At 71.2% G+C, this 15,375-nt stretch carries 14 protein-coding genes; 5 read left to right on the top strand and 9 right to left on the bottom strand.

What is annotated here, in order from left to right; all coding sequences use genetic code 11:
* Positions 1 to 37 precede the first annotated feature (37 nt).
* Positions 38 to 2,260, bottom strand: coding sequence for an ATP-dependent Clp protease ATP-binding subunit (locus FYC51_RS08780; RefSeq protein WP_148734206.1), 2,223 nt, complete (start codon positions 2,258 to 2,260; stop codon positions 38 to 40).
* A gap of 279 nt (positions 2,261 to 2,539) precedes the next feature.
* Here FYC51_RS08780 and FYC51_RS08775 point away from each other — a divergent pair, with 279 nt between their 5' ends.
* The gene (locus tag FYC51_RS08775; RefSeq protein ID WP_148733195.1) at positions 2,540 to 3,244 is read left to right on the top strand and encodes a YceI family protein; all 705 of its coding nucleotides are present in this window, start codon (positions 2,540 to 2,542) and stop codon (positions 3,242 to 3,244) included.
* 67 nt (positions 3,245 to 3,311) lie between these two features.
* Entirely contained in the window at positions 3,312 to 3,752 is a 441-nt protein-coding gene (locus FYC51_RS08770; RefSeq protein ID WP_148733194.1) for a nitroreductase family deazaflavin-dependent oxidoreductase, read from the top strand.
* A gap of 9 nt (positions 3,753 to 3,761) precedes the next feature.
* On the opposite strand, the gene FYC51_RS08765 is transcribed toward FYC51_RS08770, so the two are convergent.
* The 5 genes from FYC51_RS08765 to FYC51_RS08745 all read right to left on the bottom strand — a co-directional run bounded on the left by FYC51_RS08765 (position 3,762) and on the right by FYC51_RS08745 (position 7,838).
* Positions 3,762 to 4,973 (bottom strand): FAD-dependent oxidoreductase, encoded by a 1,212-nt coding sequence (locus FYC51_RS08765; RefSeq protein WP_148733193.1) that lies wholly within the window; start codon positions 4,971 to 4,973, stop codon positions 3,762 to 3,764.
* Complete coding sequence (locus FYC51_RS08760) at positions 4,966 to 5,688, bottom strand: methyltransferase domain-containing protein (protein ID WP_148733192.1); 723 nt, start codon at positions 5,686 to 5,688, stop codon at positions 4,966 to 4,968. The genes FYC51_RS08765 and FYC51_RS08760 overlap by 8 nt, the downstream gene beginning before the upstream one ends.
* A 10-nt stretch (positions 5,689 to 5,698) precedes the next feature.
* Entirely contained in the window at positions 5,699 to 6,841 is a 1,143-nt protein-coding gene (locus tag FYC51_RS08755) for a type III polyketide synthase (protein WP_148733191.1), read from the bottom strand.
* Positions 6,842 to 7,021: 180 nt separating this feature from the next.
* On the bottom strand, positions 7,022 to 7,369 hold the full coding sequence (locus FYC51_RS08750) for an SHOCT domain-containing protein (protein ID WP_148733190.1): 348 nt from the start codon (positions 7,367 to 7,369) through the stop codon (positions 7,022 to 7,024).
* Positions 7,370 to 7,391: 22 nt separating this feature from the next.
* Complete coding sequence (locus FYC51_RS08745; protein ID WP_148733189.1) at positions 7,392 to 7,838, bottom strand: DUF6325 family protein; 447 nt, start codon at positions 7,836 to 7,838, stop codon at positions 7,392 to 7,394.
* Between the two features lie 158 nt (positions 7,839 to 7,996).
* On the opposite strand from FYC51_RS08745, the gene FYC51_RS08740 reads away from it, so the two are divergent.
* Genes FYC51_RS08740 through FYC51_RS08730 form a run of 3 tightly spaced genes read left to right on the top strand, consistent with a single transcriptional unit; the run spans position 7,997 to position 12,198 of the window.
* Entirely contained in the window at positions 7,997 to 9,139 is a 1,143-nt protein-coding gene (locus FYC51_RS08740) for a DUF998 domain-containing protein (RefSeq protein ID WP_148733188.1), read from the top strand.
* Between the two features lie 15 nt (positions 9,140 to 9,154).
* Positions 9,155 to 10,573 (top strand): DUF2252 domain-containing protein, encoded by a 1,419-nt coding sequence (locus FYC51_RS08735; protein WP_148733187.1) that lies wholly within the window; start codon positions 9,155 to 9,157, stop codon positions 10,571 to 10,573.
* Positions 10,570 to 12,198, top strand: coding sequence for an MFS transporter (locus FYC51_RS08730; protein ID WP_222863222.1), 1,629 nt, complete (start codon positions 10,570 to 10,572; stop codon positions 12,196 to 12,198). Before FYC51_RS08735 ends, FYC51_RS08730 begins: the two co-directional genes overlap by 4 nt.
* 166 nt (positions 12,199 to 12,364) lie before the next feature.
* Here the strand turns inward: FYC51_RS08730 and FYC51_RS08725 are convergent, their stop codons facing one another.
* From FYC51_RS08725 to FYC51_RS08715, 3 genes are read right to left on the bottom strand one after another with little or no spacing between them, the layout of a single operon-like run.
* A complete protein-coding gene (locus tag FYC51_RS08725; protein WP_148733186.1) occupies positions 12,365 to 13,609 on the bottom strand; it encodes an AI-2E family transporter in 1,245 nt (414 codons plus the stop codon).
* Entirely contained in the window at positions 13,581 to 14,675 is a 1,095-nt protein-coding gene (locus FYC51_RS08720; protein ID WP_148733185.1) for an AI-2E family transporter, read from the bottom strand. Before FYC51_RS08720 ends, FYC51_RS08725 begins: the two co-directional genes overlap by 29 nt.
* A 16-nt stretch (positions 14,676 to 14,691) precedes the next feature.
* Positions 14,692 to 15,363 (bottom strand): GAP family protein, encoded by a 672-nt coding sequence (locus tag FYC51_RS08715; protein WP_148733184.1) that lies wholly within the window; start codon positions 15,361 to 15,363, stop codon positions 14,692 to 14,694.
* Positions 15,364 to 15,375 lie beyond the last annotated feature (12 nt).

Below are 15,375 nucleotides of genomic sequence, written 5' to 3'. Positions count from 1 at the left end.
TCATGTGCACCGGATGCCGCGGTGCGGCCGCGCCCGGCTACTCGATGATCTCCGCGTCGACGACTTCGTCGTCGGGTCCGCCGCCACCGCCCGCCGCGACGGGCACCTCGCCCCGCGACACCATGAGCGTCTCGCCGTCGGCCGCGAGGGCCACGAGCACCGAGTCGCCGTCGCGGATCTCGCCCGCGAGCAGCGCACGCGCGAGCCGGTCGTCGATCTCCTTCTGCATGAGCCGGCGCAGGGGACGCGCGCCGTAGAGCGGGTCGTAGCCGCGCTCGGCGAGCCACGCCCTGGCGTCGGGCGTGACGCCGAGCTCGAGCCGGCGCTCGTGCAGCCGGGCCGACAGCCGGTCGATGTAGAGGTTCACGATCTCGCCGAGCTCCTGCTCGCTGAGGGCCGAGAACACGACGATGTCGTCGAGGCGGTTCACGAACTCGGGCTTGAAGGCCTGCCGCACGGTCTGCAGCACCGCCTCCTCCTTCTCGGGCCATGAGAGGCCGGGGTCGATGAGGTACTGCGAGCCGAGGTTCGACGTGAGGATGAGGATCACGTTGCGGAAGTCGACCGTGCGCCCTTGGCCGTCGGTGAGGCGTCCGTCGTCGAGCACCTGCAGGAGCACGTCGAACACCTCGGGGTGCGCCTTCTCGACCTCGTCGAGGAGGATCACCGAGTACGGACGCCGCCGCACGGCCTCGGTGAGCTGGCCGCCCTGCTCGTAGCCGATGTACCCGGGGGGCGCGCCGACGAGCCTCGAGACCGAGAACTTCTCGCCGTACTCCGACATGTCGATGCGCACCATCGCGTGCTCGTCGTCGAACAGGAACTCGGCGAGCGCCTTCGCCAGCTCGGTCTTGCCGACGCCGGTCGGGCCGAGGAACAGGAACGAGCCGGTCGGCCGGTTGGGGTCGCTGAGGCCCGCGCGCGAGCGACGCACCGCGTCGGCGACCGCCGCCACGGCCGGCTTCTGACCGATGAGCCGCTTGCCGAGCTCCGACTCGAGCTGCAGCAGCTTCTCGGTCTCGCCCTGCATGAGCTTGCCCACGGGGATGCCCGTCCACGCCGAGATGACCGCGGCGATGTCCTCCTCGGTCACCTGCTCGTTGACCATGCGGGGCTCGCCGCCGGCGTTGCCGGAGGCATCCGCCTGCTCTGCCGCGTCGAGGTCGCGCTGCAGGTTCGCGATCGTCTCGTACTCGAGCTTCGACGCCTTGGGGTAGTCGCCCTCGCGCAGCGCGAGGTCGCGCTGCGTGATCGCCTCGTCGAGCTTCTTCTTCAGCTCCCCCACGCGGTTGAGGCCCTGCCGCTCGCGCGCCCAGCGCGCCTCGAGCTCGGCGAGTTGCCGCTCCTTGTCCACGAGGGTCTCGCGCAGCTTGGCGAGGCGCTCCTTCGAGGCGTCGTCCTTCTCCTTCTTGAGGGCGAGCTCCTCGAGCTTCATGCGGTCGACCTCGCGCTTCAGCTGGTCGATCTCGACCGGCGACGAGTCGATCTCCATCTTCAGGCGCGACATCGCCTCGTCGATGAGGTCGATGGCCTTGTCAGGCAGCTGGCGGGCCGTGATGTAGCGGTTCGAGAGGGATGCCGCGGCGACGAGCGCGGCATCCGTGATCGTCACGCCGTGGTGCGCCTCGTACCGGCCCTTGAGCCCGCGGAGGATCGCGACGGTGTCCTCGACGCTCGGCTCGCCGACGTAGACCTGCTGGAAGCGGCGCTCGAGCGCGGCATCCTTCTCGATGTACTCGCGGTACTCGTCGAGCGTTGTCGCGCCGATGAGGTGCAGCTCGCCGCGCGCGAGCATGGGCTTGAGCATGTTGGATGCCGCGACCGACCCCTCGCCGCCGCCCGCGCCCATGAGCAGGTGCAGCTCGTCGACGAACGTGATGACGCGACCCTCGGACTCGTCGATCTCCTTCAGCACGGCCTTCAGCCGCTCCTCGAACTGGCCGCGGTACATCGCCCCGGCGACGAGCGCCGAGATGTCGAGCGCCACGAGCTGCTTGTCCTTCAGCGACTCGGCGACGTCGCCCTCGACGATGCGCTGCGCGAGCCCCTCGACGACGGCGGTCTTGCCGACGCCGGGCTCGCCGATGAGCACGGGGTTGTTCTTCGTGCGCCGCGTGAGCACCTGGCTGACCCGGCGGATCTCGCTGTCGCGACCGATCACCGGATCGAGCTTGCCCTGCTTGGCGAGGTCGGTGAGGTTCACGCCGTACTGTTCGAGCGCCGACTGCTGCTCCTCCTGCGAGCTCGGCGCGCCCTGCATGTTGGCCACGGCCAAATCCTTTCCGGGAATACAGGCCTTCTTCAAACTTGAGTCTACCGAACTCAACTTTGCGAGGTGGGAGCGTTGTTCCGACCAGCTGCGCCGGAATCCCCCCGCGGTTCACGCTAGACCGATGGCCGAACCGGCGCCACCGTCACGGACGGCCCACCCGGCCAGCGGATGCCCGCCGCCGCACACCGCTCGGTCGACCGACCCACAGCCAGCTCATTGCCTCGAGCGTCATGCTGGAGAAACCCCGCCGTACGACAGGACCCCCGCATGCAGAAGCGCACCATCGTGACCATCTCGATCATCGCCGGAGTCCTGCTCCTCGGCGGCACCGCGGCCGTCGCGGGGCCGATCGTGTACCGGGACCTCATCGTCGGCGAGCAGGAGGCGGCGCCGACCGTGACCGCCGCGCCGCGCGCGACCGACGGCGCGAGCGGTGCGATCGACGCGTCCGACCTGTCGGGCGAGTGGACGGCCACCGACGGCTCATACGCCGGCTACCGGGTCGACGAGGTGCTCAACGACACGGATGTCACGGTGGTCGGGCGAACCGACGACGTGACCGGGACCTTCACGGTCGACGGCCTGACGCTCACCGCGGCCGAGATCACGGTCGACGTCGCCTCGATCGAGACCGACTCCTCGTCGCGCGACGCGTACTTCCGCGACATGGCACTGCGCACCGGCGAGCACCCGACGGCGACGTTCACGTTGACCGGCCCGGTGACCGCGGCTTCGACGCCGGCCATCGGGGAGGTGCAGTCCGTGACCGCGACCGGCGAGCTGACGATCGCCGGCGTGACACGCGAGGTGACCGTGGACCTCGAGGCGGTGCTGAACGAGGGCAGCGGGCAGGTCGCGGGCAGCATCCCCATCACGTTCGCCGACTTCGGCGTCGAGGCGCCGAACCTCGGCTTCGTCTCGGTCGAGCCCGAGGGCTTCGTGGAGTTCTCGCTCGTCATCGCTCCGGCCTGACGCATGCGCGACGCACCCGACGCACGCGCGCGGGAGTAGCGTCGTACGGAGGACACGAGGAGGACGGATGCCGCTCGAGGGCGAGTACGCACCCAGCACGTCGGGCTGGGCGAGGAAGCAGGCCGAGGAGTTCGAGGCGACCGACGGCGCGAAGGCGAACACGCTGCGCGGGCGCCCGATCATCGTGCTCACGACGCTCGGCGTGAACTCCGGGAAGCTCCGCAAGACCGCGCTCATGCGCGTGGAGCACGACGGCGAGTACGCCGTGGTCGGGTCGAAGGGCGGGTCGCACCACCATCCCAAGTGGGTGTCGAACGTGCGCCGGCACCCGCACGTCGAGCTGCAGGACGGCGCCGAGAAGCACGACTACACCGCCCGCGAGCTCGAGGGCGAGGAGCGCGAGCTCTGGTGGCGCCGCGCGAACGAGACGTGGCCGGCGTACGACGCCTACCAGGAGAAGACCGACCGGCTGATCCCGGTCTTCCTGCTGACGCGCATCGTGCTGTGAGGGCGGGACCTACAGCCAGCGCATCGTGAAGGTGCGGGCCAGCAGGGCCCGGAACGGCGGGATGCCGAGCACCCGCACGGCCGCGTTGCGCGTCCGCAGCCGCATGCCCGCCGCCGGCGCTCCCATGCGCATGTTGAACGCCGCCTGACGCAGGGCGCGGGACGCCGCCGACCGTCGCACCTGGTCGTACGCGTCGAACGCCTCGAACGGCGCGCCCACGGCCAGGGCCGCGGCGAGGTCGTGGTCCAGCCGCATCGCGTCGAGCCAGCCGAGGTTCATGCCCTGCCCGCCGATGGGACTCACCTCGTGCGCAGCGTCGCCGACGAGCGCGACGCGACCCTGCGACATCCGCGACGCCAGGTGCTGCCGCGCCTCGAACGCGCTCGGCTCGCCGGCCGCCGCGGCGTCGAAGGCGCCCCCGGCCCGCGACTGCACGATCGTCGCGAGCTGCCCGGCGGTCGCCTCGGCCGGCGGACGCCGCACCCACGCGACCCAGCGCCGCAGGTCGCCGGGCATCGGGAACGACTCCACGACGCCGGCCGGCTCGAAGTGCAGCAGCGCCGTCTCGGGCTCGCCGGTGTCGTCCCGCGTGTCGCCCATCACGTAGTGAGCGCGACCCCGCCGCTCCTGCCAGGCGATCCCGAGCGCGTCGCGGATGCCGCTGCGCACGCCGTCGGCCGCGACCGCGTACCACGCCGTCACGCTCACGGGCGCGCCGCCGCCGGCGCCCCCGGCGTCTCCACCTCCCGCGTCGCCGTCGCCCTCGCCGCCAAGCTCGACTCCCTCCACCACGACGTGCGTGCCGCGGTCGTGCACGGTGCGCACCTCGACGCCGCGGTGCAGGCTCCCCGGGCGGAGCTGCCCGAGCCGCGCCTCGAGCAGCTCCTCGGTCTCGAGCTGCGGCAGCGACAGCACGGTGCCCGCGCGGGCGAAGGACATCGAGCCGAGCGTGCGGCCCTCGCAGGTCACCCGTCCGGAGTGGATCCGCACCGCTCGCGCCTGCACCTCGTCGCCGACGCCCGCCCGTGCGAGGGCGCGCAGGCCCGGCGGGTGGATGCCGATCGCGCGGGACCGGCCCGCGCGAGCCGTCCGGCGCTCCAGCACCACCACGTCGAGGTGACGCCGCGCGAGCAGGCAGGCGAGCAGGAGTCCGACCGGCCCGCCGCCGACGATCACCACGTCGTGGCGCGGCTCGTGCGGCAGGCGTTCGCGCTCAGGCATCCGCGCCCCACACGACCTCGAGCCGCGACGGGAACCCTCGCCGCACGCTCCAGCCCGGCGGCAGCACGCCCGCGAGCTCGCGCGCCGTGTGGCTGCGCCGGATCGAGGTGAGTCCGTCGGGCCGGATGTAGGACCCCTTGAGCAGGTTCGGCTCGAACGGCAGCGTCCCGAGCGCGAAGCCCGCGTAGCCGAGCCGCGACCGCTCGATGTCGGCGTGCACCGCGACGCCGCCGTCGCGCGCGAGCCGCTCGGAGTCGGCGAGCAGCGCCCCGAGCGAGGCGCCGTCGAGGTGGTGCAGCACGTGGTTCGAGAGCACCACGTCGAAGCGCTCGCCGGCCAGGGCGAGCTCGGTGCTCGTGACGCGGCGCAGCACGAGCCCCGGCTGCGGCGGCTGCCGCAGCGCCCAGTCCAGCGCCCGCGGGTCGGGATCGACGGCGGTCACCTCGAGCCGCAACCCGTCGGCGTGCGCCCGGTGCAGCAGCGCGCGCGGCAGGTCGGCGCCGCCCGTGCCGACGTCGAGCACGCGCCGGGTGACGGTCGGCGAGAGCGCCGGACGCACCCAGCGGCGGTACACCGCGCCCACGTTCGACACCACCGCGTTCACCTGCGCGAACCGGACGTACGTGCGCTCGAGCGCGTCGAGGTCGGCGTCGGGGTCGTCCATGAGCTCGACCGCGTCCTCGTCGCGCTCGGCCAGCCACCTCAGCGGGCTCATCGGTAGCCGATCAGGCGCGCACCGTGAGCAGGGCCGACTCCACCGTCAGGCCCGGGCCGAAGGCCATGGCCGCGACGCGGTCGCCGTCGGCGGCGGCATCCGAGTCGAGGATGTTGCGCAGCACGAACAGCACCGTCGCGCTCGACATGTTGCCGTAGTCGCGCAGCGTCTCGCGCGCCGGCACGAGCTGCGCCTCGGTGAGCACGAGCCGGGACTCCACCTTGTCGAGGATGCTGCGACCGCCCGGATGGATGGCCCAGTGCTCGATCGCGTCGCTCGAGGCATCCGTCGCCAGCGCCTCGGCGAGCGCGGCGTCGTGGCCGAACAACGGCTCGAGCGCGCCCGTGATGTGGTCGTCGATGATCGCCGGGATCGCGTTGGACAGCACCATCTCGAAGCCGTGGTCGCCGATCTTCCACGCCATGTCGCCCTCGCCGACGGGCGTGATGCGCGTGGCGAACCGGTCGAGGTCGAAGGCGCGCTCGCCGTCCTCGAGCGGGCGCGCGGTGACGATCCCGGCGCCGGCGCCGTCGGCGAACAGTGACGAGGCGACGATCGTGTCGGGGTCGTTCGAGGAGCGCAGGTGCAGCGTGCAGAGCTCGACCGAGACGACGAGCACGACGGCCGCGGCATCCGCCTCGCACAGCTGCTTCGCGATGCGCAGCGCGGGCACGGAGGCGTAGCACCCCATGAACCCGAGGTGGTAGCGCTCGACGCCGGCGTCGAGGCCGAGCTCGCGCGCGATCACGAAGTCGGGCCCGGGGGCGTAGAAGCCGGTGCACGACACGGTGATGATGTGCGTGACGTCGGATGCCGCGAGGCCCGGCGTCGCGGCGATGGCCGCGCGGCCCGCCTCGACGTACAGGCTCGTCGCGAACTCGGCGTACAGCTCGTTGCGCGCCTTCGTGCCCGGGAACAGCAGCTCGCCGCTGTCGATGTCGAAGAACACGGGTTCGTCGGGATGGGCGTCCCGACTCAGCTCGGTGAGCACGGTGTGCCGCTTCTCGATGCCCGACACGTTGAAGCTCGTCGAGACGATGCGCTGCGCGAGGCGGTTCAGGCCCGGCTGCGCTCCGAAGACGTCCCGCACCTCCTCCTGGATCAGCACGGTGGGCGGAACGACGGTCGAGAGTCCCCTCAGCGCGACGGCCATGCCCCATCGTAGGGGGGCAGGCGGATGCACCGGCAAGGGCTGGGCGCCCGTTCGCAGGCAAGGCACAGGCCGGATGCCGCAGGCATCCTCAGTCGGCCGGTGACGCCGGCGCGCCCCGGGCGCACCGAACAGCGGCCGGGCCCCGCGTCTCGCGAGTGAGGGCCCGACCGCCGGTCGTGGTCAGCCGAGCAGTTTCGCCTTCGCCACGGCGAACTCGTCGTCGGAGAGGATGCCCTGCTCCTTCAACGCGGCCAGCTTCTGCAGTTCGGCGACGACGTCGGTGCCGCCGGCCGCGGCTGCCGGCGCGGCAGGCGCTGCCTGCGCGGCTGCGGCCTGCTGCTGCGCCACGGCCTGCTGCGCGGCGGCGTTCATCGCCGCCTGCTGCTGCTGCGCTTCGTACTGCTGCTGCTCGTACCGCTCCTGGTCCTTGTTCGCCTGGTGCCGCGCGACGCTGCCCGACACCGCGGTCGCGGTGCCCGCGACGACGGCCGTGCGGGCCGCCATCCCGACGAGCCCAGGACGTCCCATCCTCCTCAGCATGTGCTTCCCCTCACTCCGTAGCGGCGGCCTCGGCCTCTTCGGCCTCGGCCATGATGGCGTTGACGACCGGCGCCGGGATGCGCTCCGACTGCAGGAGCACGCCGCCCGACTCGGCGAACCGCGACGCGAGTCGCTTCGCCCAGACGAGCTCGATGGCGAGCATCGCGCCCGAGGTGCCCGGCGGGATCGCCCCGCCGAGGTCGTTCACGTCCTCCTCGCCGACGAGGCCGTTGGCCTCCAGCTCGATCTCGGTCACGTCGATCTCGTCGCCCAGGTCCTCGATCTCGACGATGTCGAGATCCCCGTTCTCGGAGCGCGAGACGACCACCGCATCGAGGAGCCGGATGTCACCGGCCTCGACGAGGTCTCCGATCGCCTCGAACGTCGCGGCATCGGGCCGCTCACCAGGGAACCCGACGACCAGGATCTCGACGGGTCCGTACTCGAATTCAGGCATGTTCCCCCTCTCACTGAGGGCAGCGTACGCCCGGCGGGACGGTTGGGGAAGAGCGGATCGACCCCCGCTTCCCGGGTCTATGCCGGGCGCGTCCGCCGCCGTATCATGCAGACACGATCAGTGGTCGATCGCGGTGGCGCGGCGGAACGGGGGTTCCTGTGAGCGTGAAGGTGGATGCGGGGACGAGCGGCGGCGCGGGCATCCGCTCGACGCGGCTCAGGGTCGAGTCGGAGGCGGTCTACGCGGGCACGGCGGCCGGCGTGGTCTGCGGGATCGTGGCGTTCACGCTGTTCATCGGGCGGATGACGCCGCTGTGGGGCGGCGACGGCCTGTGGGTGGGGGCCGTGGCCGCGATCGCGGCGCTCCTCGCCGGAATCATCGTCGGCTACGTGGGCTACTGGCGCTCTCGGCACCGCCCCGGCCAGGAGTGGCGCCTGCGCATCCGGCCGTGGAAGTTCGTGCTCGACGCGACCACCGTCGCGCTCGTGCACGCGGCCCTCGCGGCGATCTTCACGGCATCGGTGTTCGTCGTGCTGCAGCGCAGCTTCGACGGGCTCGAGGTCGACGTGATCATCGGCACGATCGCCGTCGTCGCGGCGGCGGGCGCGAGCGCGTATCTCATCTACCTGTCGGTGTCCGAGATCACCACCCGCAAGATGGCGACCCTGCTCGTCTCGTTCATGGCGCTGTCGACGCTCGCGTCGATCGCCGCGGTCGAGGACGAGTACTGGTGGGAGTACCACTTCAGCCAGCTCGGCACGGCCGGCGACTTCTCGGCCTGGATGTTCAACACGACGCTCATCGTCGCGGGGTTCTTCGTCACGACCTTCACGCTGTACCTGCACCGCGACCTCACGACCCTCGTCGAGCGAGGCGTCCTCGTGCACCGCTGGGCACCGCGCTTCCTGTCCGTGACGTTCGTCATCCTCGGCGTCATGCTCGCCGGCGTGGGACTCTTCCCCGTCGACGTGAACATGGCCGTGCACAACGGCTGCGCGTCGGGGATGGCCGCGGCATTCGCGGTCATGGTGCTCGGGTCGCCGTACATCCTGAAGGGCCTCCCGCGCCGGTTCTTCGTCATCTGCTACGTGACGTTCGCGGTGCTGATCGTGAGCTTCCTGCTGTTCACGCCCGTCGCGTACTACAACCTGACGGCGTTCGAGCTCGTCGCGTTCACGATCATCTTCAGCTGGATCACCGTCTTCATCCGGTTCGTCGACGCCGTCGTCGCCGCCACGTCGGATGCCGCGGCACCGCCGGCACCGCCGACCACCGAGGTCGTGCCCGAAGCCGTCAGCTGAGCGGGAGGAGCCGCCATGACCATCGCACTCGACACCCGGACCGACCAGGCGCTCCTGCCGCGCAAGGCGCGCCGCGACCTCGGACGCGAGGCGCGCACGCGCCTGCCCGTCGACGCCCACGGCGCCCTCGCGCCCTCGGAGCGCGACCCGATCGCCGTGCTCGAGCGCCAGGCCGAGTCGCGCGTGCCGAGCCTCATCGCGCTGCGCCACAGCCGCATGGCCTCGTCGGCGTTCGCGTTCTATCGCGGCGCGGCGGCCATCATGGCCGACGACCTCCGCGAGGTCCCCGACTCCGGCATCATCACCCACCTCTGCGGGGACGCGCACCTCTCGAACGTCGGCGTGTTCGCCTCGCCCGAGCGATCGCTCGTCATCGACCTGAACGACTTCGACGAGACGGCGCCCGGTCCGTTCGAGTGGGACGTGAAGCGCATGGCGGCCAGCTTCGAGATCGCGGCCCGCGCCCGCGGATTCGACGACGACACCCGGGCCAGGATCGTCATGCGCGTGGTGCGGGCGTACGGCGCCGCGATGCGACAGGCGGCGCGCACGCCCCTCGTCGAGCTCTTCACCGCGCGACTCGACATGGAGGACGTGCTCACGGGGCTGAGCAGCGAACTCGCGACCGAGGCATCCGAGCGCGCGCACCGCATCATCGCGAAGTCCCGCCGACGCGACAGCCGGCAGGCCGCGAACAGCCTGGCCGAGCGCGTCGACGGCGTCTGGCGATTCAGGTCCGACCCTCCGATCCTCGTGCCCTTCCGGCACATCGCGGAGGAGAGCGGACTCTCGAACGACGAGGCCGAGCAGCGCATCCGCGACATCTTCGAGACCTACCGCGAGACCCTCCCGCCCGAGCGTCGCCGCGTGCTCGACCGCTTCCGCATGGTGGATGCCGCGATGAAGGTCGTCGGGGTCGGCAGCGTCGGCACGCGGGCGTGGGTCGTCCTGTTCCAGGGCAACGGCAAGAACGACGTGCTCATGCTGCAGGCGAAGGAGGCGCAGCAGTCGGTGCTCGAGCGACCCGGGGAACCGAGCGCCTATGCGCACCAGGGGCAGCGCGTCGTGCACGGCCAGCGCATCATGCAGGCGCTCGGCGACGTGCTCGTCGGCTGGACCACCGGCACGGGCATCGACGGCCACGACCGCGACTTCTACGTGCGGCAGTTCCGCGACTGGAAGGGCTCGGCCGAGCCCGAGGTCATGGAGCCGTCGACGATGCGGATCTACGCCGAGTACTGCGGCATCATCCTCGCGCGAGCGCATGCCCGGGGCGGCGACCCGGCCCTCATCAGCGGGTACGTCGGCGACGCGAAGGAGTTCGCCCGGGCGATCCTCGACTTCTCGGTGGCGTACGCCGACCGCACGGAGTCCGACCACTCCGCACTCCTCGCGGCGATCGCCGAGGGTCGCGTCGAGGCATCCGCATCGTGACGCAGGCCACCCCGCCGCGCGGCGCACCCACGACCGCCGCGAAGAGCGCATCGCGTGCGGTGATCCCGCTCGCGATCGCGCAGTTCATCATGGTGCTCGACAGCTCGGTGATGAGCGTGTCGATCAGCCAGCTCGTCGAGGAGTTCGACACCACGGTGTCGATGATCCAGCTCGCGATCACGCTCTACGCGCTCGTCATGGCGGCGCTCATGCTCACGGGCGGCAAGATCGGCGACCTGTTCGGGCGCCTGCGCATCTTCCGCATCGGGCTCGTGATCTACGCGATCGGATCGCTGATGACCGCGCTCGCGCCGACCGTCGGCGTGCTCATCCTGGGTTGGTCGTTCATCGAGGGGGCCGGCGCCGCCCTCGTGCTCCCAGCGCTCGCGGCCCTCGTGGCCGGCAGCTACCAGGGTGCGGCGCGCGCCCGCGCCTACGGCATCATCGGCGGCGTGGCCGGTGCCGGCATCGCGATCGGCCCGCTGCTGGGCGGCTGGCTCACGACCGAGTACTCCTGGCGCTGGGTGTTCGCCGGCGAGGTCGTCTTCGTCGTCTTCGTGCTCGCGGTGAGCTCGTGGATCACCGACGACCACGTGCGCGAGAAGTTCCGCCTCGACGTCGTCGGGGCGATCCTGTCGGCGCTCGGCCTCGCGCTCGTCGTGGTCGGCGTGCTGCAGAGCGGCACCTGGGGGTGGATCCAGCCCGTGCAGTCGCCGATCACGCCGTTCGGCTTCGCGCTGACGCCGTTCGTCATCGGCGCGGGGCTGCTGGTGCTCTGGGCGTTCCTCGCCTGGGAGCGCCGGGTCGCGAACCGAGGACGCGTGCCACTGCTCGACGTGGCCAACCTCCGGATCCCCGCACTCCGGTCGGGGCTCGCCAGCCTCCTCGCCCAGAACCTCGTGCTGCTCGGCATCTTCTTCGCCGTGCCGCTCTACCTGCAGATCACGCAGGGCATGGATGCGTTCCAGACCGGCCTCCGCCTGCTGCCCACGTCCATCGCCATGCTCGCCGCCGCGGCGATCGGCGCTCGACTCGGCGGCCGCTTCGGAGCGCGCGCGCTCGTGCGGGTGGGCCTGCTCACCATCGCCGTCGCCTGCCTCGTCATCATCGCCACGATCGAGCCGCAGCTCGCCACGACCCCGTTCGCCATCGGCATGGCCCTCGTCGGCCTGGGCACGGGCCTGCTCGCCTCGCAGCTCGGCAACGTCGTGCAGTCCTCGGTGCCCGCGGACGCGCGCAGCGAGGCCGGCGGCCTCCAGTACACGGCGCAGAACCTCGGCTCGTCGCTCGGCACGGCCCTGATCGGCTCCCTCATGGTCGGCGCGCTCGCGGCATCCGTGCTCGGCCTCATCGCCGACGACCCCGACATCGAGTCGGCGGTCTCCGACCAGGTCACCGTGCAGGTCTCCTCGGGCATCGAGTACATCCCGCCGGCGCAGGCCGAGCAGGCGCTGCTCGACGCGGGCATCCCCGCCGACCAGGTCGACGACCTCGTGGCGAACTACTCAGCCGCGCAGCTCATGGGCATCAAGGTCGGCATGCTCGCCTGCGCGGCGGCCGCGCTGCTCGCGCTGCCGTTCACCCGGCGGCTCCCCGACCGCAAGGGCACGATCCCCGCCGACTGAGTGTCGGAGGCGCAGGCCGGTGCGCCCAAGGCTTCGGACCACCCGCTCGGCACTCCAACGGACGTGTCCCCGGCGGACACTCCTGAAACCAAGGACGTCAGCGGGCGGCGAACTGCGTCCTCGTATTCCGGAGTCCACCGGGAGTGGAATCCCATGTCATCGAGACTCAGCCTGCTGCAGCGTCCGTCGACGGAGCACCCGTGTCGGCCACGTCGGCGGCGATGGCGCCGTTCCCCTCTGGATGGCGCCGGAGCTTCCGCTCGGCCTTCGCAGCGGCGTCCTCGGCCTCCATGACCTTCTTCGCCTCGTCGAAGTCGCCGAGCGCGGCACGCGTCCACGCCATGTTCGGGTTCGAGTCGACGAGCAGCATGCGCACCAGCAGCGTCAGCGGGATGGCGAGGATGGCGCCCATCGGCCCGAGCACCACCGCCCAGAACAGCACCGAGAAGAACGTGATCGACTGGCTCAGCGCCACGGCGTTGCCGACGACCCGGGGCTGCACGAGCGACTGCACCACGGCGTTGATGATGCCGTAGACCACGATGACCGCGACGACGAGCGGCCAGCCGCCGACGAGCGCGCCGAACACGATCGGCGGGATGATGGCGATGAAGTAGCCGACGTTCGGGATGAAGCTGCAGAGGAACGCGAGCACGCCCCACAGCGCGGCGCCCGGCACGCCGAGCAGCACCAGGGCGATCCAGTTGATCACGCCCTGGGCGATGCCGAGGAACGTCGTGACCACCATGTAGCGGCGCACTCCGAACGTGTAGGCGAACGCGGCCGTGGCGAGCAGGGGCCGGCGCGGGTACAGCTCGCGGACGAGCGTGCGCACCGGCGACGAGTCCATCGCCATGAGCATGAGCATTGTCAGGAGGATCACGGCCGCGGTCACGAATCCGGCGGCGCTGCCCACGACGCTTCCGATGACGTCGAGGACCTTGCCCGGATCGAACCACGTGGTGATCTCGTCGATCTGCTGCTGGCCGAGGCCGAGGCTCGACAGCCATGCGCCGGCATTGGACGCCCAGGTCTGCAGCTCGTCGGTGTACTGCGGGAGCAGGGCGAGGAACTGGGCGAAGGAGAAGAAGAACGCGAACGCGAACGCGCCGAGCAGCAGCACGACGGCGAGGATCACCGCGACCGTCGCGACGCCCCGCTTCACGCCGTGCCGTTCGAGCCACGACCGGAGCGGGTAGACGCAGATCGTGAGCACCAGCGCGAAGAACGTCCAGACGAAGATCTCGGAGATCGCGGCGATGCCGAAGGACGCGACGACGGCGCCCGCGAGCCCGATCATGATGTAGGCGGTGCGATGCGGCGACACCGGCGCGGTCTGGACCGGCGGCGCGTCGGGCTCCGGCGTCACGGGCGGCGCGGTCTCAGCCTGCTTGCGACGGTTCCACCACATGGGGACTCCCCTCCTGGGCCGGGTTCCCCGACAGGCGTCGGAGCGTTTCGGCACGATCGTCGGGCTCCACGAGCAGCGCTCGCACGAGCAGGGTGAGCGGGATGGACAGGATCGCCCCGATGGGCCCGATGACGAAGGCCCAGAAGACGACCGAGAAGAACGAGAGGGTCAGGCTGAGGTCGACGGCGTCACTGACGAACTTGGGCTGGATGAGCACCTGCAGCGTCACGTTGATGACGCTGTAGGCGAGCACCACGACGAGCGCGAGCGGCCAGCCGCCGACGACGAGGGCGAGCACGGCCGGTGGGATGAGTCCGAGCACGAAGCCGATGTTCGGCACGAAGTTCGTGACGAAGGCGAGGATGGCCCACACGATCGGGATCGGGATGCCGAGCGCCCAGAGCAGCAGGCCGTCGAGCACGGCCACGATCGCACCGAAGGTCGCGTTCACGACGTAGTAGCGGCGCACGCCGCTGAAGTACCGAGCGCCGATCCCGTCGGCGCGCGCGCCGCCGAACACGGTGCGCAGCCGGCCGAACCGTGCGGCATCCGCGGCCATGAAGATGACGTAGGCGAGCACGAAGAAGAACGCGGTCGCGAACCCGAGCGCGGCGTCGGCGACGGATGCCGCGACGCCGACGAGCGTGCCCGGGTCGAGGATCGACGACGTCGCGTCGGAGGCCTCGTCGGAGAGCCCGAGCGACGAGAGCGTGTCGGCGATGGACGCCGCGGTCGCCTGCAGCTCGTCGGCGTAGTCGGGCAGCATCGCGACGAACTGCGCGGAGGCGAAGACGAGCAGGCCGGCGAGGATCGCGAGGATGAGGTACGCCACCACGATGACGATGGTCGTGGCGGCCCATTTCGGCCACCCACGACGCTCGAGCGGGAACCGCACCGGGTGCGCGATGATCACGACGACGGCCGCGACGGCGAGCGGCGCGAGGATCTCGCGTCCGAACCAGATGCCGGCGAACGCGACGACCGCGGCGGCGACGGTGAGCAGCACGCGCGTGCCGTGCGCGAGCCCGGCCCGACCGGCGCCCGCCCCCGTGGGGGCATCCGTCATCGCCGGCCCCGTCATCTCAGAAGCTCCCGATCCCCTTGCCGATGACGACCACGCCGATCACGAGCAGCAGCACGGCCATCACCGTCGCGTTGTTGTGCACGAGCCACCCACGCAGCGACTCGAGCGGCCGGGCCATGCGGGCGGATGCCACGAGGTAGGCGATCACGGGCACCGCGACGGAGCTCGCGGCGATGAGCGTGAACAGGAGGATCACGACGACGTCCTCGCCGATCGTGAGGCCGCCGGTGCCGATCGTGATGCCGGCTCCGACCGCCATGATGAGGTTCTTCGGGTTGACGGCCGAGAGGAGGAAGCCCAGGCCGAACCCGCGACCGGCGTTCATGTCATCGATGGCCGCCATCCACTTCGGCAGCGGCGGCTCCTCGCCCGGCTTGGGACGGCTCCGCCACTGCCGGAACGCGAGCAGCAGGAGCAGCACGCCGAGGACGATCTTGATCGTGCCCGAGACGGGCTTCGAGGCATCGGGGTCCTGCTCGGGGAGGACCGACGCGAGCAGCGTGAACACGACGACCGCCACGACGATGCCGACGACCCAGCCCAGCAGGAAGCCGACGCTGGTGCCCTTCGCCTTCGGCGAGAGCAGCATGAGGATCGCCGCGATGATCGGGATCGGACTGATCGCGATCCCGACCGCCAGCGGCAGGATGTCCCCGAAGACGGCTCCCAAGACGTTCCCCTC

This window comes from Agromyces mariniharenae, from assembly GCF_008122505.1.
GTDB lineage: Bacteria > Actinomycetota > Actinomycetes > Actinomycetales > Microbacteriaceae > Agromyces > Agromyces mariniharenae.
This window is presented reverse-complemented; position numbering and strand designations above follow the sequence as displayed.

Bases quoted from the DNA above. Each gene is read 5' to 3' on its own strand.
- FYC51_RS08780 (WP_148734206.1), bottom strand. From the start codon at position 2,260: ATGCAGGGCGCGCCGAGCTCGCAGGAGGAGCAGCAGTCGGCGCTCGAA.
- FYC51_RS08775 (WP_148733195.1), top strand. From the start codon at position 2,540: ATGCAGAAGCGCACCATCGTGACCATCTCGATCATCGCCGGAGTCCTG.
- FYC51_RS08770 (WP_148733194.1), top strand. From the start codon at position 3,312: ATGCCGCTCGAGGGCGAGTACGCACCCAGCACGTCGGGCTGGGCGAGG.
- FYC51_RS08765 (WP_148733193.1), bottom strand. From the start codon at position 4,973: ATGCCTGAGCGCGAACGCCTGCCGCACGAGCCGCGCCACGACGTGGTG.
- FYC51_RS08760 (WP_148733192.1), bottom strand. From the start codon at position 5,688: ATGAGCCCGCTGAGGTGGCTGGCCGAGCGCGACGAGGACGCGGTCGAG.
- FYC51_RS08755 (WP_148733191.1), bottom strand. From the start codon at position 6,841: ATGGCCGTCGCGCTGAGGGGACTCTCGACCGTCGTTCCGCCCACCGTG.
- FYC51_RS08750 (WP_148733190.1), bottom strand. From the start codon at position 7,369: ATGGGACGTCCTGGGCTCGTCGGGATGGCGGCCCGCACGGCCGTCGTC.
- FYC51_RS08745 (WP_148733189.1), bottom strand. From the start codon at position 7,838: ATGCCTGAATTCGAGTACGGACCCGTCGAGATCCTGGTCGTCGGGTTC.
- FYC51_RS08735 (WP_148733187.1), top strand. From the start codon at position 9,155: ATGACCATCGCACTCGACACCCGGACCGACCAGGCGCTCCTGCCGCGC.
- FYC51_RS08725 (WP_148733186.1), bottom strand. From the start codon at position 13,609: ATGTGGTGGAACCGTCGCAAGCAGGCTGAGACCGCGCCGCCCGTGACG.
- FYC51_RS08720 (WP_148733185.1), bottom strand. From the start codon at position 14,675: ATGACGGATGCCCCCACGGGGGCGGGCGCCGGTCGGGCCGGGCTCGCG.